Origin of the sequence: Duganella sp. Leaf126, assembly GCF_001423125.1 — a bacterium.
In the GTDB taxonomy this organism is placed as follows: domain Bacteria; phylum Pseudomonadota; class Gammaproteobacteria; order Burkholderiales; family Burkholderiaceae_D; genus Rugamonas.
On sequence record NZ_LMNW01000033.1, the window covers coordinates 248,820 to 272,967 of the forward strand.

20 protein-coding genes are annotated in these 24,148 nt (G+C 63.0%); 5 read left to right on the forward strand and 15 right to left on the reverse strand.

The window, feature by feature from the left end; translation table 11 throughout:
- Positions 1-16: 16 nt before the first annotated feature.
- From rsmG to ASF61_RS19190, 9 genes are all read right to left on the reverse strand, one after another.
- Positions 17-676, reverse strand: a complete 660-nt coding sequence (gene rsmG / locus ASF61_RS19150) for a 16S rRNA (guanine(527)-N(7))-methyltransferase RsmG (RefSeq protein WP_056159598.1) — start codon at positions 674-676, stop codon at positions 17-19.
- The gene (gene mnmG, locus ASF61_RS19155; RefSeq protein ID WP_056159601.1) at positions 673-2,610 is read right to left on the reverse strand and encodes a tRNA uridine-5-carboxymethylaminomethyl(34) synthesis enzyme MnmG; all 1,938 of its coding nucleotides are present in this window, start codon (positions 2,608-2,610) and stop codon (positions 673-675) included. Before mnmG ends, rsmG begins: the two co-directional genes overlap by 4 nt.
- Positions 2,611-2,783: 173 nt before the next feature.
- On the reverse strand, positions 2,784-3,548 hold the full coding sequence (locus ASF61_RS19160; protein ID WP_056159720.1) for a TSUP family transporter: 765 nt from the start codon (positions 3,546-3,548) through the stop codon (positions 2,784-2,786).
- 218 nt (positions 3,549-3,766) lie between these two features.
- On the reverse strand, positions 3,767-5,851 hold the full coding sequence (locus tag ASF61_RS19165; RefSeq protein WP_056159724.1) for a 3-hydroxybutyrate oligomer hydrolase family protein: 2,085 nt from the start codon (positions 5,849-5,851) through the stop codon (positions 3,767-3,769).
- 130 nt (positions 5,852-5,981) lie between these two features.
- Positions 5,982-6,965 carry a branched-chain amino acid ABC transporter permease gene (locus ASF61_RS19170; protein ID WP_056159604.1) on the reverse strand — a complete coding sequence of 328 codons (984 nt, stop codon included), beginning with the start codon at positions 6,963-6,965 and terminating at the stop codon, positions 5,982-5,984.
- A 9-nt stretch (positions 6,966-6,974) separates the two neighbouring features.
- Positions 6,975-7,859, reverse strand: coding sequence for a branched-chain amino acid ABC transporter permease (locus ASF61_RS19175; protein WP_056159607.1), 885 nt, complete (start codon positions 7,857-7,859; stop codon positions 6,975-6,977).
- Between the two features lie 4 nt (positions 7,860-7,863).
- Positions 7,864-9,060, reverse strand: a complete 1,197-nt coding sequence (locus tag ASF61_RS19180) for an ABC transporter substrate-binding protein (protein ID WP_056159610.1) — start codon at positions 9,058-9,060, stop codon at positions 7,864-7,866.
- Between the two features lie 32 nt (positions 9,061-9,092).
- Positions 9,093-9,800, reverse strand: coding sequence for an ABC transporter ATP-binding protein (locus tag ASF61_RS19185; protein ID WP_056159613.1), 708 nt, complete (start codon positions 9,798-9,800; stop codon positions 9,093-9,095).
- Complete coding sequence (locus ASF61_RS19190) at positions 9,800-10,591, reverse strand: ABC transporter ATP-binding protein (RefSeq protein ID WP_056159616.1); 792 nt, start codon at positions 10,589-10,591, stop codon at positions 9,800-9,802. The genes ASF61_RS19185 and ASF61_RS19190 overlap by 1 nt, the downstream gene beginning before the upstream one ends.
- Before the next feature lie 555 nt (positions 10,592-11,146).
- On the opposite strand from ASF61_RS19190, the gene ASF61_RS19195 reads away from it, so the two are divergent.
- Positions 11,147-13,108 (forward strand): diguanylate cyclase domain-containing protein, encoded by a 1,962-nt coding sequence (locus ASF61_RS19195; protein WP_056159620.1) that lies wholly within the window; start codon positions 11,147-11,149, stop codon positions 13,106-13,108.
- 372 nt (positions 13,109-13,480) lie between these two features.
- Positions 13,481-14,167 carry a 5'-methylthioadenosine/adenosylhomocysteine nucleosidase gene (locus tag ASF61_RS19200; RefSeq protein WP_056159623.1) on the forward strand — a complete coding sequence of 229 codons (687 nt, stop codon included), beginning with the start codon at positions 13,481-13,483 and terminating at the stop codon, positions 14,165-14,167.
- Positions 14,168-14,255: 88 nt separating this feature from the next.
- Here the strand turns inward: ASF61_RS19200 and putA are convergent, their stop codons facing one another.
- On the reverse strand, positions 14,256-17,903 hold the full coding sequence (gene putA, locus ASF61_RS19205) for a trifunctional transcriptional regulator/proline dehydrogenase/L-glutamate gamma-semialdehyde dehydrogenase (protein WP_056159625.1): 3,648 nt from the start codon (positions 17,901-17,903) through the stop codon (positions 14,256-14,258).
- 232 nt (positions 17,904-18,135) lie between these two features.
- Between putA and ASF61_RS19210 the strand changes: the two genes are divergently transcribed.
- A complete protein-coding gene (locus ASF61_RS19210) occupies positions 18,136-18,591 on the forward strand; it encodes an Lrp/AsnC ligand binding domain-containing protein (protein WP_008443393.1) in 456 nt (151 codons plus the stop codon).
- A gap of 78 nt (positions 18,592-18,669) precedes the next feature.
- Complete coding sequence (locus ASF61_RS19215; protein WP_056159628.1) at positions 18,670-20,232, forward strand: methyl-accepting chemotaxis protein; 1,563 nt, start codon at positions 18,670-18,672, stop codon at positions 20,230-20,232.
- 99 nt (positions 20,233-20,331) lie between these two features.
- Here the strand turns inward: ASF61_RS19215 and ASF61_RS19220 are convergent, their stop codons facing one another.
- Positions 20,332-21,294, reverse strand: a complete 963-nt coding sequence (locus tag ASF61_RS19220) for a LysR family transcriptional regulator (protein WP_056159633.1) — start codon at positions 21,292-21,294, stop codon at positions 20,332-20,334.
- 158 nt (positions 21,295-21,452) lie between these two features.
- Here ASF61_RS19220 and ASF61_RS19225 point away from each other — a divergent pair, with 158 nt between their 5' ends.
- Complete coding sequence (locus ASF61_RS19225) at positions 21,453-21,644, forward strand: hypothetical protein (RefSeq protein WP_056159635.1); 192 nt, start codon at positions 21,453-21,455, stop codon at positions 21,642-21,644.
- On the opposite strand, the gene ASF61_RS19230 is transcribed toward ASF61_RS19225, so the two are convergent.
- The 4 genes from ASF61_RS19230 to ASF61_RS19245 form a co-directional block, all read right to left on the reverse strand.
- Positions 21,641-21,895, reverse strand: coding sequence for a YfhL family 4Fe-4S dicluster ferredoxin (locus tag ASF61_RS19230; protein WP_056159637.1), 255 nt, complete (start codon positions 21,893-21,895; stop codon positions 21,641-21,643). The two genes, ASF61_RS19225 and ASF61_RS19230, sit on opposite strands and share 4 nt — an antisense overlap.
- Before the next feature lie 21 nt (positions 21,896-21,916).
- Positions 21,917-22,408 carry a pantetheine-phosphate adenylyltransferase gene (gene coaD, locus ASF61_RS19235; protein ID WP_056159640.1) on the reverse strand — a complete coding sequence of 164 codons (492 nt, stop codon included), beginning with the start codon at positions 22,406-22,408 and terminating at the stop codon, positions 21,917-21,919.
- A gap of 87 nt (positions 22,409-22,495) precedes the next feature.
- Positions 22,496-23,152 carry a 16S rRNA (guanine(966)-N(2))-methyltransferase RsmD gene (gene rsmD / locus ASF61_RS19240; protein ID WP_056159643.1) on the reverse strand — a complete coding sequence of 219 codons (657 nt, stop codon included), beginning with the start codon at positions 23,150-23,152 and terminating at the stop codon, positions 22,496-22,498.
- A 77-nt stretch (positions 23,153-23,229) separates the two neighbouring features.
- Positions 23,230-24,135: a DUF6279 family lipoprotein gene (locus ASF61_RS19245; protein ID WP_307156134.1), complete on the reverse strand. Its 906-nt coding sequence runs from the start codon at positions 24,133-24,135 to the stop codon at positions 23,230-23,232.
- Between the last annotated feature and the right edge of the window lie 13 nt (positions 24,136-24,148).

Below are 24,148 nucleotides of genomic sequence, written 5' to 3' on the forward strand. Positions count from 1 at the left end.
ATATGGTTTAAATCGTTTATACTATTTCTTGCTGGCCGGACCGGATGAACACCAGGTGGCGTTCTGCCGCCAAGCCCGGCACCTGCAAAGGCTGCAGTTTCTGTACCTGCCACGGTTCCGGCAGCCGCTCGCGTTCCTCCGCCGGCGCCGTGCCTTTCAGGGCGATGAACTGGCCGCCCTCTGCCAGCAGGTGTCCCGACCAGTTGACGAAGTCCGACAGGTCGGCAAAGGCGCGCGAGGTGATCACGTCGAACTTGGTGTTCACCTCCAGCTGCTCGACGCGCTTGGTGTACACGGTCACGTTGACCAGCTCGAGTTCCGCCTTGACCTGGTTCAGGAACGCGGTCTTCTTGTGGACGGTGTCGATCATCGACACCTTCATGTCAGGCCGGCTGATTGCCAGCACCATGCCCGGCAACCCGCCGCCGGCGCCCACGTCCAGCACGTTTTTGGCGTCCTTGAACGCCGGCACGGCAGCAAGCGAATCGAGCAGATGCAGGGTGACCATCTGCAGCGGATCGCGTACCGAGGTCAGGTTGTAGACCGCATTCCACTTGTTCAGGAGCGCCAGGTAATCGAGCAGTTTCTCGACCTGTGCCGCGCTCAATCCAAGCGCCAGGTCCGCGATGCCGGTGCGTAAAACGTCTGCAGCCACGGCGCGATCGAAGACCTTCATTGCGCGACCTCGGCTTTTCGTTCCTTGTTCAGGAAACCGCCAAAGCCCACTTTTTTCAGGTGTACCAGCAGCAGCGAGATCGCTGCCGGGGTGACACCGGAAATGCGCGAGGCCTGGCCCAGGGTTTCCGGCCGCTGCGCGTGCAGCTTCTGGCGCACTTCCACCGACAGCGCGGTGATGTCGAGGTAGTTGAAACCCTCCGGCAGCTTCAGGTGTTCGTAGTGCTCGTGACGCTCGACTTCCCTGGTCTGGCGGTCGATATAGCCCGAATATTTGAGCTGGATTTCGATCTGTTCGCGCACCGCATCATCGGTCACGCCAGGCCCGGCCAGGTCGCGGCCATCGGCGCCGGCCAGCGTCATCAGCTTGTCGTAGGCCACGCCGGGACGACGCAGCAGGTCGGCCAGCGAGTATTCACGCTCGATGACCTGGCCGATCACCCGCTCCGATTCGGCCGCTTCGACAATACGCGGGTTCACCCACGTGGAACGCAGACGTTCCAGTTCCCGCGCGACAGCCTCGCGCTTGCGGTCGAAGGCTTCCCACTGGGCGTCGCCCACGCAGCCGAGCTGGCGGCCGATCTCGGTCAGGCGCATGTCGGCATTGTCTTCGCGCAGACTCAGGCGGTACTCGGCACGGCTGGTAAACATCCGGTACGGCTCCATCACGCCTTGCGTGACCAGGTCGTCCACCATCACGCCTAGATAGGCTTCCGAACGCGCCGGCGTCCAGGCGTCGCGGCCCTGGGTTTGCCGCGCAGCGTTGATACCGGCCAGCATGCCCTGGGCAGCCGCTTCCTCGTAACCGGTGGTGCCGTTAATCTGGCCGGCGAAATACAAGCCGTTGACGGCCTTGGTTTCCAGCGACGCCTTGAGGCCGCGCGGGTCGAAATAATCGTATTCGATCGCATAGCCGGGGCGCAGGATGTGGGCGTTTTCCATGCCTTTCATCGAGCGCACCAGCGCGATTTGCACGTCGAATGGCAGGCTGGTCGAAATACCGTTCGGATAGAATTCGTGCGTGGTCAAGCCTTCCGGTTCCAGGAAAATCTGGTGCGATTCCTTCGAGGCGAAGCGGTGGATCTTGTCTTCGATCGACGGGCAGTAACGCGGGCCGACCCCCTCGATCACGCCCGTGTACATCGGGCTGCGATCGAGGCCGGCACGGATGATGTCGTGCGTCTGGCTGTTGGTGTGCGTCACCCAGCATGGCATCTGCTGCGGGTGCATGGCAGTGTTGCCCATCACCGAGAATACCGGGACTGGATCGAGGTCGCCCGGCTGTTCGGTCATCTGGCTAAAGTCGATCGAGCGGCCATCGATGCGCGGCGGCGTGCCGGTTTTTAGGCGGCCTTGCGGCAGTTTCAACTCTTTTAAACGGGCCGACAGCGACAACGCCGGCGGATCGCCGGCGCGACCGGCCGAATAATTTTGTAGACCGACGTGGATTTTTCCGTCAAGGAAAGTACCGGCAGTCAGCACCACGGCCGGTGCCAAAAATTTCAAGCCGATCTGAGTCACGGCGCCCACCACGCGGTCGCCCTCCACCATCAAATCATCGACCGCCTGCTGGAACAGCCACAGATTGGGCTGGTTTTCCAGGCGCGAACGGATCGCAGCCTTGTACAGGATGCGGTCGGCCTGGGCGCGAGTGGCACGCACTGCCGGACCCTTCGAGGAATTCAGGATGCGGAACTGGATGCCCGATTCGTCGGTCGCAATCGCCATGGCGCCACCCATGGCATCGACTTCCTTGACCAGGTGGCCTTTGCCGATGCCGCCGATGGAGGGATTGCACGACATCTGGCCCAGAGTCTCGATGTTGTGCGTCAGGAGCAAAGTCTTCTGGCCCATGCGCGCGGACGCCAGTGCAGCCTCGGTACCGGCATGACCGCCGCCGACAACGATGACGTCGAATGAAGTTGGAAATAACATGATGGAGAATGTAGAGCGGAGGAGTAAGGTGAAATTATAGAGTCTTTTTGCAGCTGCGACTTTTTTAGGCAAAAATTTCCTATCCTGGTTCCACGTGAAACAATGAAAAAAGGCGCCGGATGTGATCCGGCGCCCTCGTCATCGATGGTTCCACGTGAAACAACGCGTCGTCGCTACCACCGCAGGTAGGCGTCGTAGCCGGTCTTGGCAATCAGCACAGTCACCACGACCAGGAACAATTTGCGCACAAAACCGCTGCCATGTTTCATCGCCAGGCCCGTGCCGATGACGGAGCCGGCGATCTGGCAGGCGGCCATCAGCAGCCCCAGCTGCCAGATCAAGTGGCCGCTGTAACCGAACCAGACCAGCGCGGCAAAGTTGCAGGCGACGTTGACGATCTTGCTGACGGCCGAAGCGCTGAGAAAATCGAAACCGAACACCCGCACGAATAAAAATACCAGGAAGCTGCCGGTGCCTGGGCCGAAGAAGCCATCGTAAAAGCCGATGGCCGAGCCGATCATCAGCGCCAGCGTCTGTTCCTTGCGTCCCGTGTGCAACGGCGCATGGACCGCCCCCAGGTCTTTTTTGGCAAACGTGTACATGGCCACCAGCAACAGCACCACCGGTAGCGCATTGCGCAGAAAGTCAGGCGATACCCTGGTCACGGTGTAGGCGCCAAGGAAGGAAAAGATCAGCGCAGCAAACGCCGCCGGTGCGGCCACCGTCCACGCCACCGCCACGCGCCGCGCGTAGCTGACGGCCGCCACGCTGGTGCCGAAGATCGACGCCAGCTTGTTGGTACCGATCAAGGTTGCCGGCGCCGTTTGGGGAAAGACCGAAAAGATGGCCGGCATCTGTATCAGCCCGCCCCCACCTACCACCGCATCGACCAGTCCTGCGCCAAATGCCGCTACCCCGAGTATCAAGTAATCCACCACAGCCGTCATCCATCCAGTTCAACAGGCTGTATTGTACGGAAGAAATGGCGTGCGGACTCATGCAAGCTCGGCATAGCAGGGGACTGGACGCTGCACCTGATGCCCGGGACAGCCTTGGCGCTACCACAACAGCCGACGTGCATGGCCCGCGCGGTCATGCCGATCTCGCATGACCACGCGACCACATGGCGCCCGCTGCGGCGCTGCCGCGATCGGCCCTACTGCGGCACGTCCACCGTGGTGCCGCTGACAGCGATGCGATTGGCCGGCGCTGGTGCCGCCACAAACGGTGGCAAGTTGGCTTCAGTCAGCGGCACGGTGTTGTCGGGCCGCGTGGTCGTGCGCACCACCTGCGACGGCGGCAGCGCGGCATTGTTGCGCAGGTGGGCCATCATCGCGTCGAGCGCGCGGAACAGGTAGACATTGAGGGGAATGACATACTGCGGCAACACGCTGGTCAGCACATCGAAGTGATTTCCATTGGTGACCTCGATGTAGCGCAGCCTGCTTGCTGCACCTTCTGCGACGGCATTGAGGCCGAGATAGGCGCGCGACGTGAAGTTGACGACCATCAGCGTATCGCTGCGGCCATGCACGATGAGTGCCGGCTTGCCGTTCAACTTGCCATTTGCCACCACCTCGGCAGCGCCCTGGCGGACCCGGGCACTTTGCTCGGCCAAGTTGCCGCTCAACTTGTTGCCGGTGACGGGATCGATGCCGGTGGCCAGCGCGCGCAGGCACAGGAAGCCGTCGAGCGACTGGTCGGCCAGGTTGCTGCTGGGCGATATGCCAACCGCGTAGGCGCGCGCACCGCCGACCGAATCTTCATAGATCGGCGTGCCGATGATGCCGTTCTGGGTCGCGAAGCTGCTTGCCCTTTGCGCGGGGGTAAAGCTGGTGGGCATGCCGGCAGCATCGACCGGCGCAAAGGTAAAGCCGCACACCTTGTCGGTCGGGGCGAAACGGCCATAGGCAAAGGTGTAGGTCACGGCCACCAGCACGTTGATCGGTGCATAAGTTGCCTGCAACGGATCGGACTCCGCCAGCCAGCCATAGGCGCGCAGCCTGGCCCGTGCATCGAGCTGCTGGGCAGCCAGGTCGGTCCCGGTCAGCAGGCCCTTGGCTGCCAGTGCGGTGCAGCGGCCGGCCGTGGCGGCGGTGGCGGCGATGCACGGCTGGTACAGGGCCGCATAGGTGGAATAGTCGATCAGCAATTTGCCCTGCCCCGTCACCGGGACGCCGTTCTGGCGGACCACGTAACTGCTGGCGTCCCGGGGCTGAATCTGCGGTTCGCTCACGGCCACGCCGGTGATCAAGCCCTTGCGGTCCTGCTCGGCTGCCAGCAGGGCCGCAGCGCCACCGTTGGAAATGCTCGAGCCGATCGTGATCGTGTTGCGCGGTGTGAAGCGCACGCGACGCCCCTTGCCATCCTTGCTCATCTCGCCAAACTTGTCGTTGAGCGCATACAGCGCAAATTCCACCGATTGCAGCACGTGCGTGCCCCAGTCCTTTTCCGGATTTTGCTGCGAGTGCGCATGCTTGAAAGCAATACGACCCGGATAGGCGGCAGCAAAGGCAGCGCGCTCGGCATCGGAAACGTTGGGCATGAAATTGGCATTTTTGCCGGCCGTCGCGCGTGGTGCCCGCACGCCGTTGCGCAGGTTGACGCTGTCATCATCGAACGTGTACAGGCCGGTACCGGTCCCCTTGTCGGTGTACGCGACTGCGCACTTATGCTTGAGACCCCACTCGCCCGACGTTGCGATCGCGCCATACACCCCACGCGAGCCGCTCGAGGCGCCGGTGATGATGCACGGGTTGGCGACATCGAAACTGTCCGGTATCTGCACCATCACCGTCACGTTCTGCTTGCCGCTGCCATCGTCGGCATAGGCGATGTACTCGGTGCCGGGGATCTTGCCTTCGCCGGTGGTAGGGACGCCGTTGATATCGACATTGGGACCGTACAAGCGGCCGTAGCCGGCAGTGGGGTTGACGTCGGCGATGGCCCGGTAATTGAAATAAATGGCATTGCGACGCAGCTCGGCCGGCGTGGGATTGAGTGGGTCGGCATAGCCAGGCGCCGGCGCGGCGGCAGTCAGCCCTGACGCGCCCAGCCCGCCGGTCAGCAAGTCGTCGGAGACGCCGTCGTAGGTGGCGACGCTGATGTCGCGCAGATAGGACGGCGCCTGGTTGGGTTCGCCATGATCGCCGTGATGGTGGTGGCCGCAACCGGCCAGGGTCATGGCCGTCATGGTGGCAATCGCGGCCGACACGGCCGTGACGAGTTTCTTGGTATGCATGGTCATCCTCCAGTTGAAAGGGATTGGACAAAAAAATTTCTCCAGCCTCAGCCGGAAAAATTTACCCTGTCCGAACGGAAAGCGCCGGGCAGAACGCCCGGCGTCTGTGTTGCGTCATGCAGTGGGCAGCCTATGCCGCCGAGGCAACCCGCTTTTTGCGGGTCCACGCCAACAATTCGCCGACGATGCCGCGCCGGAACGCCAGCACACAGATGATGAAGATCAAGCCCACCACCATGTTGACGGCCTCGCCGATCGTGGCAAACCACGCGATGCCGGTGGCCGACGACAGCGAAAGTCCCCAATCGCCGAGCTTGTTTTCGAGCAGGATGATGACCAGCGCTCCGAGGACGGGACCGGCCAGCGTGCCCATGCCGCCTACCAAGGTCATCAATACCACCAGGCCGGACATGGTCCAGTGCACATCGGTCAGGGTCTCGAAGCCCTGCACCAGCACCTTGAGGCCGCCGGCCAGTCCCGCCAGCGCCGCCGACAGTACGAACGCCAGCAGCTTGTACCGGTCCACGTCGTAGCCGAGCGAGACCGCGCGCGGCTCGTTTTCCTTGATCGCGATCAGCACCTGGCCGAACGGCGAATGCACGGTCCGCACGATCAGCGCAAACGCGGCGACCGCCAGCGCCAGCACGAAGAAGTACAGCAGCAGGTCGTTGCTCAGATCGAACATGCCCAATATGCTGCCGCGGGGGACGCCCTGCAAACCATCTTCACCGCCAGTAAAACTGCCGGCGCGCAACGCGATAAAAAACACCATCTGCGCCAGGGCCAGCGTGATCATGGCAAAATAAATGCCCTGACGACGTATCGCCAGGCCACCCATCACCAGGCCCAGCGCGGCGCCGGTGACCACGCCCATGGCCAGGCTCAGCTCCACCGGCCAGCCCCACACCTTGAGCGCATTGCCCACCACGTAGCCGGCGCCGCCGAAAAACGCCGCGTGGCCGAACGACAGCAGGCCGGTGAATCCGATTAACAGGTTGAAGGCACAGGCAAACAGCGCAAAGCACAGCAGCTTGGCCAGGAACACCGGGTAGCCGATCAGCGGCGCCGCCACGGCGATGGCCAGGGCCAGGGAATACGCGAAGGTCTTGTTCATGGGATCGCCTTATTTTTCTTTGCCAAACAGTCCGGCCGGTCGCAGCAGCAACACCACGATCATCACCAGGAACACCACCGTCGAGGAAAATTCCGGATACAGCACCTTGGTCAAGCCCTCGATCACGCCCAGCCCGAGACCGGTCAGGATGGCCCCCATGATCGATCCCATGCCGCCGATGACCACGACCGCGAACACGACAATGATCAGGTTCTGCCCCATCAGCGGCTGGACCTGGATGATGGGCGCAGCCAGCACGCCGGCAAATCCCGCCAATGCGACACCGAAGCCGTAGGTGAGCGTGACCATCCGCGGCACGTTGACGCCGAACGCTTCGACCAGCTTGGGATTTTCGGTACCGGCGCGCAGATAGGCGCCGAGCTTGGTCTTTTCGATCACGTACCACGTCGCCAGGCATACGGTCAGCGACGCCACCACCACCCAGGCGCGGTAATGCGGCATGACCATGAAGCCGAGGTCGGTGGCCCCGGCCAGCGCGTCCGGGGTCTGGAACGGCTGACCGGAGACGCCGTAAAACGAGCGGAACACGCCTTCGAGCAGCAAGGTGATGCCAAACGTCAGCAGCAGGCCGTACAGGTGGTCGAGCTTGTAGAGCCAGCGCAGCATGGTCTTTTCCACGATCACCCCGAACAGGCCCACGGTCAGCGGCGCCAGCAGCAACATCGCCCAGTAACTGAGGCCAAAATAAGTCATCCCCATCCAGGCCACGAACGCGCCCATCATGTAGAGCGCGCCATGGGAAAAATTGATCACATTGAGCAAGCCGAAAATCACGGCCAGGCCCAGCGACAGCATCGCGTAGAACGAGCCGTTGACAAGTCCCAGCATCAGCTGGCTCAACCACACGGTCAGGGGACGGCCGAGGATGTCCATCGCGTCATTTCCACAGGCTGCACTTGGTTTCCGCCTTGGTCGCGTACGCCTGGCTGCCGGGGATGGTGGCCACTACCTTGTAGTAATCCCACGGATATTTCGATTCCGACGGCTTTTTCACTTCCATCAGATACATGTCGTGCACCATGCGGCCGTCGGGACGGACCACGCCGTTCCTGGCAAACATGTCGTTGACCGGATTGGCCTTGAGCCAGGCCATGACCTTGTCGGCATCGTCGGTACCGGTGGCCTTGACGGCCTTCAGGTACTGGGCGGCAGCGGAATAGTCGGCCGCCTGCAGCATCGACGGCGATTTTTTCATCCTGGCCACGTAGCGCTTGGACCAGGCGCGGGTGTCGTCGTTCTGGTCCCAGTACCAGCCATCGGTCAGGTACATGCCCTGGGTCAGATTGAGGCCCAGCGAGTGCACATCGTTGATGAAGATGAGCAGGCCGGCCAGCTTCATCTTTTTGGTGAGGCCAAATTCGTTGGCCGCCTTGATGGCGTTGATGGCGTCGCCGCCGGCATTGGCCAGGCCCAGGATCTGCGCGCCAGACGCTTGCGCCTGCAACAGGAACGAGGAAAAGTCGGACGCCGACAGCGGGTGTTTGACCGCACCGAGCACCTTGCCGCCGGCTGCTTTGACCACGTCGGCCGTATCCTTTTCCAGCGACTGGCCGAACGCGTAATCGGCAGTGAGGAAATACCAGTTCTTGCCGCCCTGCTTGACGATGGCGCCGCCGGTGCCGCGCGCCAGGGCGATGGTGTCGTAGGCATAGTGCACCGTGTACGGCGTGCATTCTTCGTTGGTAAGCCGGGCCGAACCGGCGCCGATCGCCATGAAGACTTTTTTCTTTTCCGCCGCCACCTTGGCCATGGCCAGGCTGGCGCCGGAATTGGTGCCGCCGATCAGCATGTCCACGCCCTGCTGGTCGAACCATTCGCGCGCCCTGGAGGCTGCGATGTCGGCCTTGTTCTGGTGGTCGGCCGAGATGAATTCGACCTTCTTGCCGGCGACGACCACGCCGGCGTCGGCGATCGCCATCTTGATCGCTTCGGCGCCGCCGGTGCCGTCGATGTCGGTGTAGAGCCCGGACATATCGGTGATCATGCCGATCTTGATGGTGTCGCCCGATATTTGCGCCTGCGCGCCATGCGCCAGGCACAGCGCGCAGGCGCTGACGAGTACTTTGCGTTTCATGATGTCTCCCGTGGTGTCGATACAAGGATGGACTAGACGCCGAGAAGCTCGGTCAACACTGGCATCTTGGCGCTGAGTTCGGATGCAACGAAGGTCTCGACGATCTGACCGTGTTCCATCACGTAGAACCGGTCGGCCAGCGGGGCGGCAAACCGGAAATTCTGTTCCACCATGACGATGGTGTAACCGCTGGCCTTGAGGGTTTCGATCATGCGCGCCAGGCCTTGCACGATGACGGGCGCCAGCCCTTCCGAGATTTCGTCGAGCAGCAGCAGCCGCGCGCCGGTGCGCAGGATGCGCGCCACGGCCAGCATCTGCTGTTCGCCGCCCGACAGCCGGGTGCCCTGGCTGTGCCGGCGTTCCAGCAGGTTGGGGAACATCGCATAGATGTCGGTCAGCGCCATGCCTTGCCGGCCACCGGCCAGTTGCGGCGGCAATAGCAGGTTTTCCTCGGTGGACAGCGAGGCGAAAATCCCGCGCTCTTCGGGGCAGTAGCCCACGCCCAGATGGGCGATGCGGTGCGTCGGCAGGCCGATGGCTTCGACGCCGTTGACCTTGATCGAGCCCTTGCGCGTGCCGGTCAGCCCCAGGATGGCGCGCAAGGTGGTCGTGCGGCCGGCGCCGTTACGCCCGAGCAGGGTCACCACCTCCCCCGTCTGCACCTGCAGGCGGACGTCGTGCAGGATGTGCGACTCGCCGTACCAGGCGTGCAGTCCGCTGATATCGAGCGCGGCGTGCATCAGTGCACCCCGGCCGCCTGCAATCCCGCGCCCGCCTCCGAGCCCGTCTCCGACCCCATGTACGCTTGCATGACCTGGGGATTGCGCGACACCTCGGCATACGTGCCTTCGGCCAGCATGCAGCCGCGCTGCAGCACCGAGATGCGGTCACAGATGCCGGCCACCACCTTCATGTTGTGCTCGACCATCAGGACGGTGCGCCCGGCCGCCACTTTCCTGATCAGCTCGGTCACGCGGTGCACGTCTTCGTGGCCCATGCCCTGGGTCGGTTCGTCGAGCAGCATCAGCGCCGGTTCCATGGCCAGCGTGGTGGCAATTTCGAGCGCGCGTTTGCGCCCGTACGGCAGATCGACCGTGACGGTGTCGGCCAGTCCGGCCAGGTCCACTTCGGCCAGCAACGCCATGGCGCGGCCGTCGAGGGCGCTCAGTTTGCGGTCGCTTTGCCAGAAATGGAAGCTGGTGCCGAGCTGGCGCTGCAGGCCGATGCGCACGTTTTGCAGCACGGTCAGGTGCGGAAACACGGCAGACATCTGGAACGAGCGGATCACCCCCAGGCGCGCAATGTGCGCCGGCCGGGCGGCGGTGATGTCCTGGTCGTTGAACAGGATGCGCCCGGACGTGGGCGCCAGAAACTTGGTGAGCAAGTTAAAACAGGTGGTTTTGCCGGCGCCGTTGGGACCGATGAGGGCGTGGATATGGCCCCGCCGGACACGAAGATTGACGTCGCTGACAGCGGTAAATCCGCGGAATTGCTTGGTCAGCGACTGTGTTTCCAGGATAAAGCCGGACATCGTGTCTCCTTGTATCGATCTGCAAGGTACCGCCTTTTTTACCGATCATACACAGTAACAATTTGACCAACAATATAGTAAAAATACGTTGAATTTTTGATCTGGATCTAGCCAGACACCGTTCCGTGGCAAGGGTTTATTGACGCGTTCGGCTGCTTTTTGCGGAGACGGAACCGGCGCAATACGGTCCGCCACAGCACTGCCTAGCCGTGTGGATAAGCATATGGATATCCACAGGTGTGAAATGTGCGTAAACAAAAATTTTCTGGGGACGCCGTTTTTTATCCAAAAAAAGTGCCTGTCCACATACACAGTTTACGCGCCCGGTTCTACAGCGCGTAAACACATGATTTGATGCCGAATTGGGGACTTATCCACAGAATAGTGTTCACGTAAACAACTACTACTATTCTTTATATACATCTTTTAGAGTAAACCAGAGCAAGCGCCGCCGCGCGCTCCACCCCCAAAGCCCATCTTTCCCCCTATACTCGATTTTGTGCAAGACAACGAAGTGCCCAACCTCACCACCGTGTCGGAGACTGCCTGTCATCCATGCCTAATCCCCCGCGCTCGCCTGCCTACCTGCGTTTTCGCCGTCGCCTGCTGACCGGCCTGTTGTTGACGGCAGCGCTGGCCATCACGGTGGTGGTGACGCAGGTACGGACGTCGTATGTCGAACGCGAACAGGCCATGCAAAGCCAGACCGACCATTACGTCAAGGCGATGGAAGCCTATGTCTTGCATGCATTGCAATCGGTGGACCTGGCCATGTTCGGCATTGCCAACGCCATCAAGGTATTGCCGAGTACCCAGCATCCCTCGCCTGCCGCCATTGCCGACCTGCTGTCGGCGCGCGCTGCCAATTTCAATGTCGATTACTGGCTCACCTTTCTCGATACCGAGGGCAATGTGGTGGCCACCTCGCTCGACCTCGACATCCGCAACCAGAACTACGCCGAGCGCGACTATTTCAAGGTCCACCGCGACAACCGCCATGGCAACCAGCCGTTCATCGGCGCGCCGGTCGTCGGCAAATACACGGGGACCAGGCTGTTTTTTGTCAGCCGCCGCGTGGAAAATGCCAAGGGCGAATTCATCGGTGTGCTGCTGGCGCCGCTCGACGTCAAGCGCTATGCGGCGCTGTTCGACAATTCGCGCTTTTCGGCCGATATGTCGATCACCCTGCTCTACCGCGACGGCAGGGTGATCGCGCGCTCGCCGATGTTCGAACAGTCGTTCGCGCGCGATCTCTCCAACAGCCAGCTGTTCCGCGAAATCGCCAAGGCGCCCGCCGGCACCTACAAGGCGGTGGGCCTGATAGACGGGCTGCACCGTATTTACAGCTACCGGGTGTTCGACCGGTATCCGCTGGTGATGCTGGTCGGCAGCAGCGACGCCGAAGCCGTGCGCCAGCGCGACCGCAGTTACCTGGTGGCCGGGGCCGGCCTGGTCTGCCTGTTACTGCTGATGACGATATGCGGTGCATACATATTGCGCACCTATGCGCGCCAGGAAGAACGCGAGTTGCGCATCCGTGCGCTGCTGGGCGAGAGCCGCGACATGGAACAACGCTTGCGTGCCAACCAGGAATCGATGAAATTGTCGGCCCTGCTGTTCCATAACATCGGCGAGGCGATGATGGTGACCGATGCTGCCGGTCGCATCCTGACCGTCAATCCGGCATTTTCACAGCTGAGCGGCTATACCGAACAGGAGGTGATCGGGCGCCGCAGCTATGAATTGACGGCCGGGCGCGAAGGGGTGGAATTTTTTGCCGACATGGCAAACACCATCCGCGAGACAGGCCAGTGGAACGGCGAAGTGTGGCACCGGCACAAGGATGGCACGGAATACCTGGCGCAAATCCGTTTCGATACCGTGCACGACGATTTTGGCCACCCGTTCCGCTACGTGGCGCTGCTCAGCGACGTGACGGAAAAAAAGGCGACCGAAGAGCGGATCTGGCGCCAGGCCAACTTCGATAATCTGACCGGCTTGCCCAACCGGCGCATGTTTTACGAGCGGCTGCGCCAGGAAATGCGCAAATCGGACCGCTCGCGGCTGCCGATGGCCGTGCTGTTCGTCGATCTCGACCGCTTCAAGGAAGTCAACGACACCATGGGTCACGACAGCGGCGACCTGCTGCTCAAGCAAGTGGCCGCCAGGCTGACGACCTCGACGCGCGGCACCGACGTGGTGGCCAGGCTTGGTGGCGACGAATTCATCGCCGTCCTGGGCGAACTGCACAACCCCGCCGACGTCACCCGCACTGCCCGCGAAATCCTGAAACAGATGAGTACGCCGTTCGATCTCGGCGGCGATGGCGCCCAGCGCGCCGAGATTTCCAGCAGCATCGGCATCGCCATCTACCCGCAAGACGGTCACGATGTGGACACGCTCATGAAAAACGCCGATCAGGCCATGTATGCAGCCAAGGAAAACGGCAAAAACCGTTATCAAATCTATGCTTCTGTGGATAACGCTCTGGATATCCACAAGGATCGATGTGACTAAGCGCTGACTTGATCGTTGCCCGATATTTTATGCAGAAATTGTCCTGCAACCGGTACAGCGCTTATGCGCCTGTTTATGAAAGTTGTAAACAGCTGATTCGTAAACGTATACAGACTTTATCCACAGCTTTGAGCGCGTTTACTACTACTATTATTTTATATAAATTCTTTGTAAACAACCAAAAGCCGTGGCAAGCCCCGCACCCCGCAAATCCGGCGCAAGCGCCGCGATAGCGCGCCTGCTCGCCCTCCAGCGCACGTTCTGCAGGCAAAAAACGCCTTAAAATCGACGTGTTCACGCTGCCCGCTGTGGACAAGCGACGTGCTGTCCACAACAAAAAGCGCATCGTGGCGATCAAAACAAAGGAAAACTATGCGTCTTGGAATCATCAGCGCCCTGGCCGAAGAACAGCAGGGGGTGCTGGAAGCCCTTCAGAGCCCCGCCAGGCGCGTGCACGGCATGCGGGAGTACACCACAGGGACCCTGTGGGAAATCGACGCTGTGTGCGTCCTGTCGCGTATCGGCAAGGTTGCCGCCGCCATGACTGCCACCATCCTTGTGGAAAAGTTCGGTGTTACCCACATCGTCTTCACCGGCGTTGCCGGCAGCGGCGATAAAGACGTGCACATCGGCGATATCGTGGTGGCCGACAGCCTGGTCCAGCACGATATCGATGCGTCGCCGCTGTTTCCCCGTTTCGAGGTGCCGCTGACGGGACTGACGCGCTTTGCCACCGACCTGGCCCTGACCGAACGGCTGGCCGCCGCAGCTGCCAGGACCACGCGCGTGCACCGGGGCCTGATTGCCAGCGGCGACCAGTTCATCGGCCGTCGGCAGCAGCTGGTGGCGCTGAAGACCGCCCTGCCCGACTTGCTGGCGGTGGAAATGGAAGGCGCAGCCGTGGCGCAGGTGTGTGTCGAGCTGGGCATACCGTTTGCCGTGATCCGCACCATTTCCGACAACGCCAACGATGACGCGGCGGTCGACTTTTTGCATTTTATCGAGACCGTGGCGTCGCGCTACGCGTACCAGGTGCTGGAAAATTTTTGCAAAGCTTGAATTCGATACGCGCCTGCGCGGGGTGGCAATGATTGCGCACAAAAAAAGGCCGGCATAAGCCGGCCTCGATGGTTGTCAGCAGGTTTTTTTACGCCGATAACGTCATCAGGCTGGCATTGCCGCCCGCTGCGGTGGTGTTGACGCACAGCGCGCGTTCGGCGAGCAGGCGCCACAGGGAGATGCCCTCCTCGCCGTTGGTGTCGATCAGGCTTGCCAGGGCCCCTTCCCGGGCCGCCAGGCGCGGGTGCAGGGCGGCGGCCAGCGACGATTCCACCAGCGCCACCTGGAACGGGCCGTCGACGCCGTCGCCGGCACGACCGATCTGGTCCCTGACGGTGGCCGGCAGGTCGGTCGGCACCAGGCCGGCTGCCTCGGGCGAGAGCAGCGCGGTATTGCCGGTGGCGAGCACTGCCGCCAGTTGGTTGAGCAGCGCCGGCTGCGTGGCAGCCGCGCACAGCACGGCGCCGCGCGGCTGCAGGGCCAGCGTGTTGCGCTCGCCGGTCGGTCCCGGCAGCGCGGTCACCGTGCCCAGCATGCTGGTGCGGGCGTATTGCGCGACCAGTGCCGCCAGGCGCTGCTGGTCATGCTGGCTGGCCCAGGCGGCCAGCGCATCGAGCGCTGGCAGCGCCTGGTGCTGCGTGGCGGCAAGCACGGCATTGCGTTGCAGCCGTTTCAGGTACAGCGGACCGCCGGCCTTGGGACCGGTGCCCGACTTGCCTTCGCCGCCGAACGGCTGCACGCCCACCACGGCGCCGACGATGTTGCGGTTCACATAGATATTGCCGACGTGGGCATGGCTGGTGATGTAGTCGATGGTTTCATCGATGCGCGAGTGCACGCCCAGGGTCAGGCCGTAACCGGAGGCATTGATCTGCGCGACCAGCTTGGGCAGATCGGCGCGGCGGTAGCGGATCACGTGCAGGACCGGGCCGAACACTTCGTGCGTGAGCTCGGCCAGCGCGCGGATTTCCAGCACCGTCGGCGGCACGAAGGTGCCGGCCGTGATCACGTGGGACGGCAGGTCGAGCGAGAAGTAGTCGACCGCCGTGCCCTTGAGCTTGTTGATGTGGGCCAGCAGGTTGGCCTGCGCTTCGGCGTCGATCACGGGGCCGATGTCGGTCACCAGGCGGTCCGGGCTGCCGACCCTGAGTTCCTGCATCGCGCCCTTGAGCATGTGGATGGTCTTTTCGGCGATGTCTTCCTGCAGGAACAGCACGCGCAATGCCGAGCAGCGCTGGCCGGCGCTGTCGAACGCCGACGAGATCGCATCCTGCACGACCTGCTCGGGCAAGGCCGACGAATCGACGATCATGGCATTCTGGCCGCCGGTCTCGGCGATCAGCGGGATGTCGCAGTGCTCGAGCGCGGCGCGTTTGGCCAATGTGCGGTTGATCAGCTGGGCCACCTCGGTCGAGCCGGTGAAGATCACGCCTTTTACGCGTGCATCGGCCGTCAGGGCCGCGCCCACCACTTCGCCGCGGCCCGGCAGGAACTGCAGCGCGGCGCGTGGAATGCCCGCTTCATGGAGCAGCTCCACCGCGCGGTAGGCGATCAGCGGCGTCTGCTCGGCCGGCTTGGCCAGCACCACGTTGCCGGCTGCCAGCGCAGCAGCCAGCTGGCCCGTGAAGATCGCCAACGGGAAGTTCCACGGGCTGATGCAGGTGACGGGACCGAGCGCCAGCCCGTTGGGGGCGCCGGCCACTTCGGCTGCGTAGTAGCGCAGGAAATCGACCGCCTCGCGCAGTTCGGCAACAGCATTGGGCAGCGACTTGCCTGCTTCGCGGATGGCCAGCGTCATCAGTTCCATGGCGTTCGCCTCGAACAGGTCGGCGGCGCGGTCGAGCGCGGCAGCGCGCGCGGCCGGTTCCGTGGTCTGCCAGTCCATCGCGTAGTGGCTGGCAGCGATCAGCGCCGATTCCACGTCGGCCGCGGTCGCTTCGACCAGCTGGCCCACCACGTCGGCGCGCTGGGCCGGGTTGGTGATGTGTTGCTCCGGCTGGCCGGCCGAGACGCCGCCGGCCAGCAGCGGCATGGCGCGCCAGCTGCGTGGCGTCGCCAGGGCGGCGGCGATCTCGCGCAGCACGTCGTCGTTGGCCAGGTCAATGCCGGCCGAATTCCTGCGGCTGGCGCCGAACATGGCCGACGGCAGCGCGATGGCCGGGTGCGGGGCGCCGCCCTGCGCGCGCGCCTGGGCGATCGGGTCCTTGATCAGCGCCTCGACCGGGATGGCTTCGTCGACGATCTGGCTGACGAACGACGAGTTGGCGCCGTTTTCCAGCAGGCGGCGCACCAGGTAGGCCAGCAGCGTTTCGTGGGTGCCGACCGGCGCGTAGATGCGGCACGGCTTGTCGAGGTTATCCTTGCCGACCACCTGGTCGTACAGCGACTCGCCCATGCCGTGCAGGCACTGGAATTCGTAGTCGGTGACGCCGTCGCGCTTGGCCCAGGTGTAGATGGTGGACAGGGTTTGCGCGTTGTGGGTGGCGAACTGCGGGTAGATCACGCCGGTGGCGGCCAGCAGGCGCTGGGCGCACGCCAGGTACGACACATCGGTGTACACCTTGCGCGTATAGACCGGGTAGCCGGCCATGCCGTCGACCTGGGCGCGCTTGATTTCCGCATCCCAGTAGGCGCCCTTGACCAGCCGCACCATGAACTTGCGGCCGCTGCGGCGGGCCAGGTCGATCAGGTAGTCGATCACGAACGGGCAGCGCTTCTGGTAGGCCTGCACCACGAAGCCGATGCCCTCGAAGCCGGCCAGCGCCGGATCGTGGGCCAGCGCTTCCATCAGGTCGAGCGACAGCTCGAGGCGGTCGGCTTCCTCGGCATCGATGTTGAGGCCGATGTCGTATTGCTTGGCGAGTAACACCAGCGCGCGCACGCGCGGCAGCAGTTCGGTCATCACGCGCTCGCGCTGGGCGCGGCTGTAGCGCGGGTGCAGCGCCGACAATTTGACGGAGATGCCGGGGCCGTTGCGGATGCCGCGGCCGTTCGACGCCTTGCCGATCGCGTGGATGGCGGTCTCATACGAGGCATAGTAATTCTTGGCATCCTGCTCGGTCAGTGCCGCCTCGCCCAGCATGTCGTACGAATAGCGGTAGCCGCGCGCTTCGTTGGCCTGGCCGTTCTTGATCGCTTCGCCGATGGTCTGGCCCGTGACGAACTGGTTGCCCAGCATGCGCATGGCCAGGTCGACGCCCTTGCGGATCAGCGGTTCGCCGCCTTTTGAGATCAGCTTGGTCAGGGCCGAGCCCAGGCCCGACTCGCTGCTGGTCGAGACCAGCTTGCCGGTGATCAGCAAGCCCCAGGTGGCGGCATTGACGAACAGCGACGGCGACTCGCCCAGGTGTTTGCGCCAGTCGCCCTTGCTGATCTTGTCGGCGATCAGGCGATCGGCCGTGGCATTGTCGGGAATCCGCAACAGTGCTTCGGCCAGGCACATCAGCGCTACCCCCTCTTCCGACGACAGCGAAAACTCGTGCATCAGGGCGTCCACGCCGGACGCGCGCGTGCGCTGCTGGCGCACCGCGCTGACGAGCTTGTGGGCCAGCTGGCGCGCCTGCTCGACACTGGTGTCGTCGTGACCGGCGATCTGGCCCAGCAGCCACTGCACGGCGCTGGTTTCATCGCGGCGCCAGGCGGCCGTCACGGCGGCGCGCAACGGGCTGGGATCGCGCAGCATCTCGGCTTGCAATGCTGCGAAAGGGGTGAAAACGGTGGGTTCTGCTGCGTGCATGAAAATACTTTCAAGTTTGAATGAAAGCGGTCCACTTACAAAAACACGCCCTGCAAGCACATGGCTTGAGAGCGTGAACAGGGTGATTCCGGGGAACGAATCTGTGAACTGCCGATGATTCGATTGTAAAGTGTATTCTTTCGGATTAATTCTGGTATTACACGGGACTAGCAATAGATTGTTTTTGGTGAGACAATTTAACCAAATAATATTTATTTGGGAGTGCTCTCGAATGTTAGACAAGATCAGCAAGAAAATCCTGATGGAGTTGCAGAGCGATGGTCGCATCAGCAACGTCGAGCTGGCCGCGCGCGTGAACCTGTCGCCGGCGGCGTGCCTGGAGCGCGTGCGCAAGTTGCACGAGTCCGGCTATATCATGGGGTACACCGCGCAACTCAACCCCCAGTTGCTCGACGTCTCCCTGCTCGTGTTCATCGAGGTGGTGCTCGACCGCACCACACCCGAAGTCTTCGACGCCTTCAAGCACAGCGTCCAAGTGATTCCCGAAGTGCTCGAGTGTCACATGGTGGCCGGCGGTTTCGACTACCTGGTCAAGGCCCGCGTCAAGGACATGGCCGCTTATCGCGAATTCCTCGGCAAGACCCTGCTGCAAAAAGGCGTGCGCGAAACCCATACCTACGCGGTCATGGAAGAAGTCAAGAATACCACCAAGTTACCGATAAAATAGTGCTAGCGATAAATTAAATCCGGGCGCTGCCAGCGTAGCGGTGCACCCGGCGGGCTGAACGCAGCGGCGGAGGCAGACATGAGTCATTTGCAACACAAGTTGGTGCAGCGTGGATTGTGGATACTGGGTGCGACGGTGGGCGGCACTGCCCTCGCTTATCTGTGCCAGGGGCTGGCCGGCGACAGCGCGTCGCTGGCGTGGACGGCGGCGCCGGCTGCTTTGGCCGGTGCTGCCATCGCCTGGTATGCGGCGCGCCAGAACAGCGACGACGGCGGCGTGCGCCAGTTCGCCCACACGGTCGGCGAAGAAATCGACGCCATCATGATCGGCGCAGCCGAAACCTCGTACTTCGTCGATTCGGTCAAGAAGAAGATCGAACTCGACGTCGGCACCGCCGGCGGCATCGCCCACAGCTCGGCGCAAAACGCTGCCACCACCGAGCGCATCGCTGCCAACGCCGAGCGCGCCGCAAAGATCGCCACCCAGGTGCGTGGCGAAACCGTCACCGGCCGCGCCGAGGCCGACACCGGCCTGCAGCGGATCCGCACCGCGCGCCACGACGCCCAGGCGGCCGCGGCCCTGATGACGGGCCTGCAAACCAATTCGCGCAAGATCTACGGTTTTACGGAAGCAATCAGCGACATTTCCGCCCGCACCAACCTGCTGGCGCTCAATGCCGCCATCGAGGCCGCCCGCGCCGGCGAACAGGGGCGCGGCTTTGCCGTGGTGGCCAGCGAGGTGCGCCAGCTGGCGCTGCGTACCAAGGAAGCGACGGATGAAATCAGCACCATGGTGCGCGAGATCAACCAGCAGGCCGAGCGCGCCGCCACCGGCATGCACGCGCTGACCACGCGCGTGAGCGAGGCGGCCGGCAATGTCGAAACCGTGCATGGCCTGCTCGGCAATATCGAGCGCTCCTCGAGCGTGTCGGAAACGGAAATCGGCGAAATTGCGCGCGCCTCGCGCGACCACGTGGCCACGACCGACGAGATCGCCGCTGCGATTGCCAGCATCCGCGACAGCCTGCTCTCGACCGAAAAGGAATTGCCGCGCGCTGCCAGCTCGGCCATGGCGCTGGCCGAGCGCGCCGAGCTGATCACGGGCGCGCTCGGCGAATCGGCCATCGAGACGTCGCACGACGCGATCCGCACCGCTGCCCAGGACGCCGCCCGCGCCGTGAGCAAGCTGTTCGAGGCAGCGATCCGCTCGGGCCAGATCACGCGCGAGGCGCTGTTCGACCGCACCTACACGGCCATCCCGCACACCGACCCGCCCAAGCACAAGACCCGCTTCGACGATTTTACCGACCGCGTGCTCCCTCCCCTGCAGGAAGGCTTGCTGGCAGCAATGCCGCAGCTGGCCTATGCGGGGGCGGTGGACAACAATGGTTATTTCCCGACCCACAACAAGAAATTCTCGCAGCCGCTGACCGGCAATTACGACGTCGACATCGTCAACAACCGCACCAAGCGCATCTTCAGCGACCGCACCGGCAAGCGTTGCGGATCCAATACCCGGCCGTTCCTGCTACAGACCTATAAGCGCGATACGGGGGAAGTGATGCATGACCTGTCGGCGCCGATTTATGTCGATGGCAAGCATTGGGGCGGGTTCCGGATCGGCTACCGCTCGAGCGTGTAGCCGGCAGGGATTGCATGCCGGCCTGCGCGGGCATGACGGCGCCAAGGTCCGTGGCATGAAAATCGTCATGCCCGCGCAGGCGGGCATCCAGTGTCGTGCTTACGCCGCATCCTTCTTGGCGGCAGTCGCCGCCCGCGCTGCGCCCTGGTTCATCCCTTCCAGGTGCAGGCGCAGCCACTTGTGGGCCGGGCTGCGGGCGTCGCGTTCGTGCCACAGCATGTCGAGGTGGACGGCCGGCAGCTGGAACGGCAATTCTTTCCAGATCAGCGCATCGGTCATGCCGGTGGAGGCGATCAGGTGGCGCGGCAGCACGGTGATCAGGTCGGAATTGGCCACCACCCGGCCGGCCGTGAAGAACTGGTTCACGGTCAGCAAAATCCGCCGTTCGCGCTGCAGCTGCGCCAGCGCCTCGTCGACCAGGCCGTGGGCGCGGCCCGAGAAGCTGACCAGCAAGTGGTTGGCCTTGCAATAGTTATCGAGATTGAGTTCGCCCTTGGCCAGCGGATGTTCGCGCCGCATCACGCACACATATTGTCCCGAGTACAGGCGCTCGTGGCGGATCGGCGAGCCGGTTTCATACGACAGCTGCGCTGCCACGCCGGGAAAAAAGCCCACTGCCAGGTCGATATCGCCGCGCAACAGCATCGGCCGCGGTTCGCGCGTGGTCAGCGGCATCATGCGCACGTTGACGCCCGGCGCTTCGCGTTCGATCGAGCGCATCAGGGAAGGCAGCCACATCGCGGCAGTGGCGTCGGCCATGGCCAGGCGGAAGGTGGCGTGGGCGGCCGAGACATCGAAGGTTTCCGGCGCCACGGCCGCTTCCAGGCTGGCCAGCGCGCTGCGCACGGACGGCCACAGCGCTTCGGCGCGCGGCGTGGGTTTGACGCCGTAGGCGGTGCGGATCAGCAACTCGTCGCCGAGGCTCTCGCGCAAGCGCTTGATGGCGTTCGAGACGGCCGGCTGGGTCATGGCCAGGTGGCCGGCGGCGCGTGTCAGATTTTGTTCTGTCATCACGGCGTCGAAGACGCGTAACAAGTTCAAGTCCAGCGTCAGAAAGCTCATGGTGGCTCGGGGTCGGGAAATGGAGGATGGGATGCAGCCATCATACGCCAATTATGCCGCTCCATTCACCAGACGCATAATTGTTATCGGAGAACTAAATTGGCCGCATATGTTGCGCTGCACTATATTGAGGCTGATTCTAAATGTCCGGCCCCGTCATGTCCACTCTGATCGACCTCGTTGATGCCTGTTCCCCGCTTGCCGCGCTGATGCTGGCGCTGGGGATCGCTGCGGCGGCAGCGCTGGCGCTGCTGTTCAAGCCGCTGCTGGTGGGCAGTGCACGCGCCATCGCACTGGCCGTGAAACTGGCCGTCAAACCCGGGCGTCCCGAGGGCGGCCTGGAATATTAAGGCTTGCTGGCCTGCAGACGTTCGAATTTCTCCATCAGCTGCTGTTCCGTCTCGCGCCACGCGGGGTTGAACGGAATGCAGCTGACCGGGCACACCTGCTGGCACTGCGGTTCGCTGAAGTGACCGACGCACTCGGTGCACTTGTCGGGATTGATTTCGTAAATTTCCGGACCCATGTAGATAGCGTCGTTCGGGCACTCGGGCTCGCATACGTCGCAATTGATGCAGTCGTCGGTAATCATTAGGGCCATGACAGAACTTTCTTGGTCGTCTCAATCGGCCTTGGTGGCGGCAATTTTCTTCTGCAACCAGCGATCGACCGAGGGGAACACAAACTTGGAGACATCGCCGCCGAGCACCGCGATCTCGCGCACGATGGTGCCGGAGATGAACTGGTACTGGTCGGACGGCGTCAGGAACAGGGTTTCGACATCGGGCAGCAGGTAGCGGTTCATGCCTGCCATCTGGAATTCGTATTCGAAGTCGGACACGGCGCGCAAGCCGCGCACGATCACGCGGGCGTCGTTGGCGCGCACAAAATCCTTGAGCAGGCCGGAAAAACTCTCGACCTTGACGTTGGGATAATGCCCGAGCACTTCGTTGGCAATGGCCAGCCGCTCGTCGAGCGAAAAGAACGGTTTCTTGTTCTTGCTGTCGGCCACGCCGACCACCAGGGTGTCGAACAGGCCCGAGGCGCGGCGCACCAGGTCTTCGTGACCCCGGGTCAGCGGATCGAACGTTCCCGGATAAACAGCTACTACCATTGTGTCTCCTTGCACTGCACCATTATCGAATGCGCATTATGCCCGAAAAGCGTGCAGGGTTCGACGGTCGCCAGTCACCGGGGGCCATTACGCCACAGCCGGCCTGGCCTGGAGCAGGTGATAAAACACCATGCCCGCCTTGTCGGCGCGGATCACTTCCCAGCCGGCCATCCAGTCCGGCGCGTCGCCATCGGGCCAGGCCAGTGCCGCGCCCGATTCTGCGTAGACCAGGCCGCCGTCCTTGAGCAGGCGTGCGCACAGCGGCAGGCTGCGCTCGATGAATTGCTGCTGGTACGGCGGATCGAGGAAGATCAGGTCGTATCGCTGACCGCGGGCGGCGGCCGCTTGCGCCACCACCAGCGCGTCGCCGCGCAGCACCGTCACCTTGTCGGCCTGCAGTTTGGCCTTGATGTCTTCGAGCTGGCGCACGACTGGCGTGGCCATGTCCACCATGGTGACTGCTTGCGCACCGCGGCTGGCGGCCTCGAAGCCGAGCGCGCCGCTGCCGGCGTACAGGTCGAGCACGCAGGCGTCGGCCCAGTTGCCGTCGCGCTGGTGGTTGATCCAGTTGAACACCGTTTCGCGCACGCGGTCGGGCGTGGGACGCAGGCCTTGCGCGGTCAGTACCGGCAGCGGCGTGCGCTTCCACTGGCCGCCGATGATGCGCACCTGGTTGCTGTGCTGGGGACCGTGGACCGGGACCTTGGCCGGCTTGGACGGCGATTTGACGGGCTTTTTGGGCATGTGGCGCTGTTCTAAGTCACTGATTTACAAGGCCGCAGTATACCACGCGGGGTGGCGGGACCGGCCCGCCGGGCCGCTCAGCGGGCGTCCTTGGCCAGGCTCTGGAAGTCGCCGATCCAGCCCTGCATGCGCTGCTGGGCATGGGCTTTCTGCTGCGGCGTGGCGATGCGGATCGCAGTGAGGATCAGCTCGGCCGTGCCCTGTTCCGAGGCATCGAAGAAGGCCTTGTGCTCGGACTGGTCCAGGCGGTTGAAGCTGTCCTTGATCAGGTTGTCGATCAGGGCCATCGTGGCTTCCTTGCTCAGCTTGTCTTTTTGCACCTTGCGCACCAGCGCCAGGATGGCGTTCTGGCGGCGCTGGCGTTCGGCCAGCCACAGCGCGTTGTCGAGCGGCCGGGCATCTGATGCCTTGCGCAACTGCACTTCCTGCTCGGTGCTGAAGCGGCCGAACCACAGTTCGAACTGCTCCATCGATTTCTTGTAGCGGAATTTCTGCTGATCCTCGCGGCTGCCTTTCATGTTCTTCTTGCGGAAATCGTCGAGATTGGACGCAAATTTCTTTTCCAGCGTGTCGATCTGTTCCGGTTGCAGCGAGCGCGCCAGGTCGGCCAGCTCGGGCTTGGCTTGCAGCAGCAGGCGCTCGGTGCGCTGCTTGATGTCGTCGAAGTCGCCGAGCAGATCGGCCACGGTGGGCGTGCCGGCCAGCTGGCGCTGGGCCGTCTGCAGGATCTGGATGTAATCGTCGAGCTGGGTTTTGCGGTGCCACTGGAACAGCTTGTCGATATCCTTCTTGACCCAGTCCTTCTGATCGGCGTTCAGATCGACGTAACCGTCGAGCCACCAGTACAGCAGGGTGTCGCCGTTGTTATAGGCCAGGCGCAGCGAGCTGCACGCAGCCACCAGGCCCATCAGCCCTATGAGGGCGATCATGACAAGGCGGCGCAGCGTCCGGCTGGCGCTGGAGGGCATGTTAGACTTTTGCATTAACTTACTCTCT

What these genes read in the sequence shown, in the direction of transcription:
- rsmG (WP_056159598.1), bottom strand. Translation starts at nt 676, where the DNA reads ATGAAGGTCTTCGATCGCGCCGTGGCTGCAGACGTTTTACGCACCGGC.
- mnmG (WP_056159601.1), bottom strand. Translation starts at nt 2,610, where the DNA reads ATGTTATTTCCAACTTCATTCGACGTCATCGTTGTCGGCGGCGGTCAT.
- ASF61_RS19165 (WP_056159724.1), bottom strand. Translation starts at nt 5,851, where the DNA reads ATGCATACCAAGAAACTCGTCACGGCCGTGTCGGCCGCGATTGCCACC.
- ASF61_RS19170 (WP_056159604.1), bottom strand. Translation starts at nt 6,965, where the DNA reads ATGAACAAGACCTTCGCGTATTCCCTGGCCCTGGCCATCGCCGTGGCG.
- ASF61_RS19175 (WP_056159607.1), bottom strand. Translation starts at nt 7,859, where the DNA reads ATGGACATCCTCGGCCGTCCCCTGACCGTGTGGTTGAGCCAGCTGATG.
- ASF61_RS19180 (WP_056159610.1), bottom strand. Translation starts at nt 9,060, where the DNA reads ATGAAACGCAAAGTACTCGTCAGCGCCTGCGCGCTGTGCCTGGCGCAT.
- ASF61_RS19185 (WP_056159613.1), bottom strand. Translation starts at nt 9,800, where the DNA reads ATGCACGCCGCGCTCGATATCAGCGGACTGCACGCCTGGTACGGCGAG.
- ASF61_RS19190 (WP_056159616.1), bottom strand. Translation starts at nt 10,591, where the DNA reads ATGTCCGGCTTTATCCTGGAAACACAGTCGCTGACCAAGCAATTCCGC.
- ASF61_RS19195 (WP_056159620.1), top strand. Translation starts at nt 11,147, where the DNA reads ATGCCTAATCCCCCGCGCTCGCCTGCCTACCTGCGTTTTCGCCGTCGC.
- ASF61_RS19200 (WP_056159623.1), top strand. Translation starts at nt 13,481, where the DNA reads ATGCGTCTTGGAATCATCAGCGCCCTGGCCGAAGAACAGCAGGGGGTG.
- putA (WP_056159625.1), bottom strand. Translation starts at nt 17,903, where the DNA reads ATGCACGCAGCAGAACCCACCGTTTTCACCCCTTTCGCAGCATTGCAA.
- ASF61_RS19210 (WP_008443393.1), top strand. Translation starts at nt 18,136, where the DNA reads ATGTTAGACAAGATCAGCAAGAAAATCCTGATGGAGTTGCAGAGCGAT.
- ASF61_RS19215 (WP_056159628.1), top strand. Translation starts at nt 18,670, where the DNA reads ATGAGTCATTTGCAACACAAGTTGGTGCAGCGTGGATTGTGGATACTG.
- ASF61_RS19220 (WP_056159633.1), bottom strand. Translation starts at nt 21,294, where the DNA reads ATGAGCTTTCTGACGCTGGACTTGAACTTGTTACGCGTCTTCGACGCC.
- ASF61_RS19225 (WP_056159635.1), top strand. Translation starts at nt 21,453, where the DNA reads ATGTCCACTCTGATCGACCTCGTTGATGCCTGTTCCCCGCTTGCCGCG.
- ASF61_RS19230 (WP_056159637.1), bottom strand. Translation starts at nt 21,895, where the DNA reads ATGGCCCTAATGATTACCGACGACTGCATCAATTGCGACGTATGCGAG.
- coaD (WP_056159640.1), bottom strand. Translation starts at nt 22,408, where the DNA reads ATGGTAGTAGCTGTTTATCCGGGAACGTTCGATCCGCTGACCCGGGGT.
- rsmD (WP_056159643.1), bottom strand. Translation starts at nt 23,152, where the DNA reads ATGCCCAAAAAGCCCGTCAAATCGCCGTCCAAGCCGGCCAAGGTCCCG.
- ASF61_RS19245 (WP_307156134.1), bottom strand. Translation starts at nt 24,135, where the DNA reads ATGCAAAAGTCTAACATGCCCTCCAGCGCCAGCCGGACGCTGCGCCGC.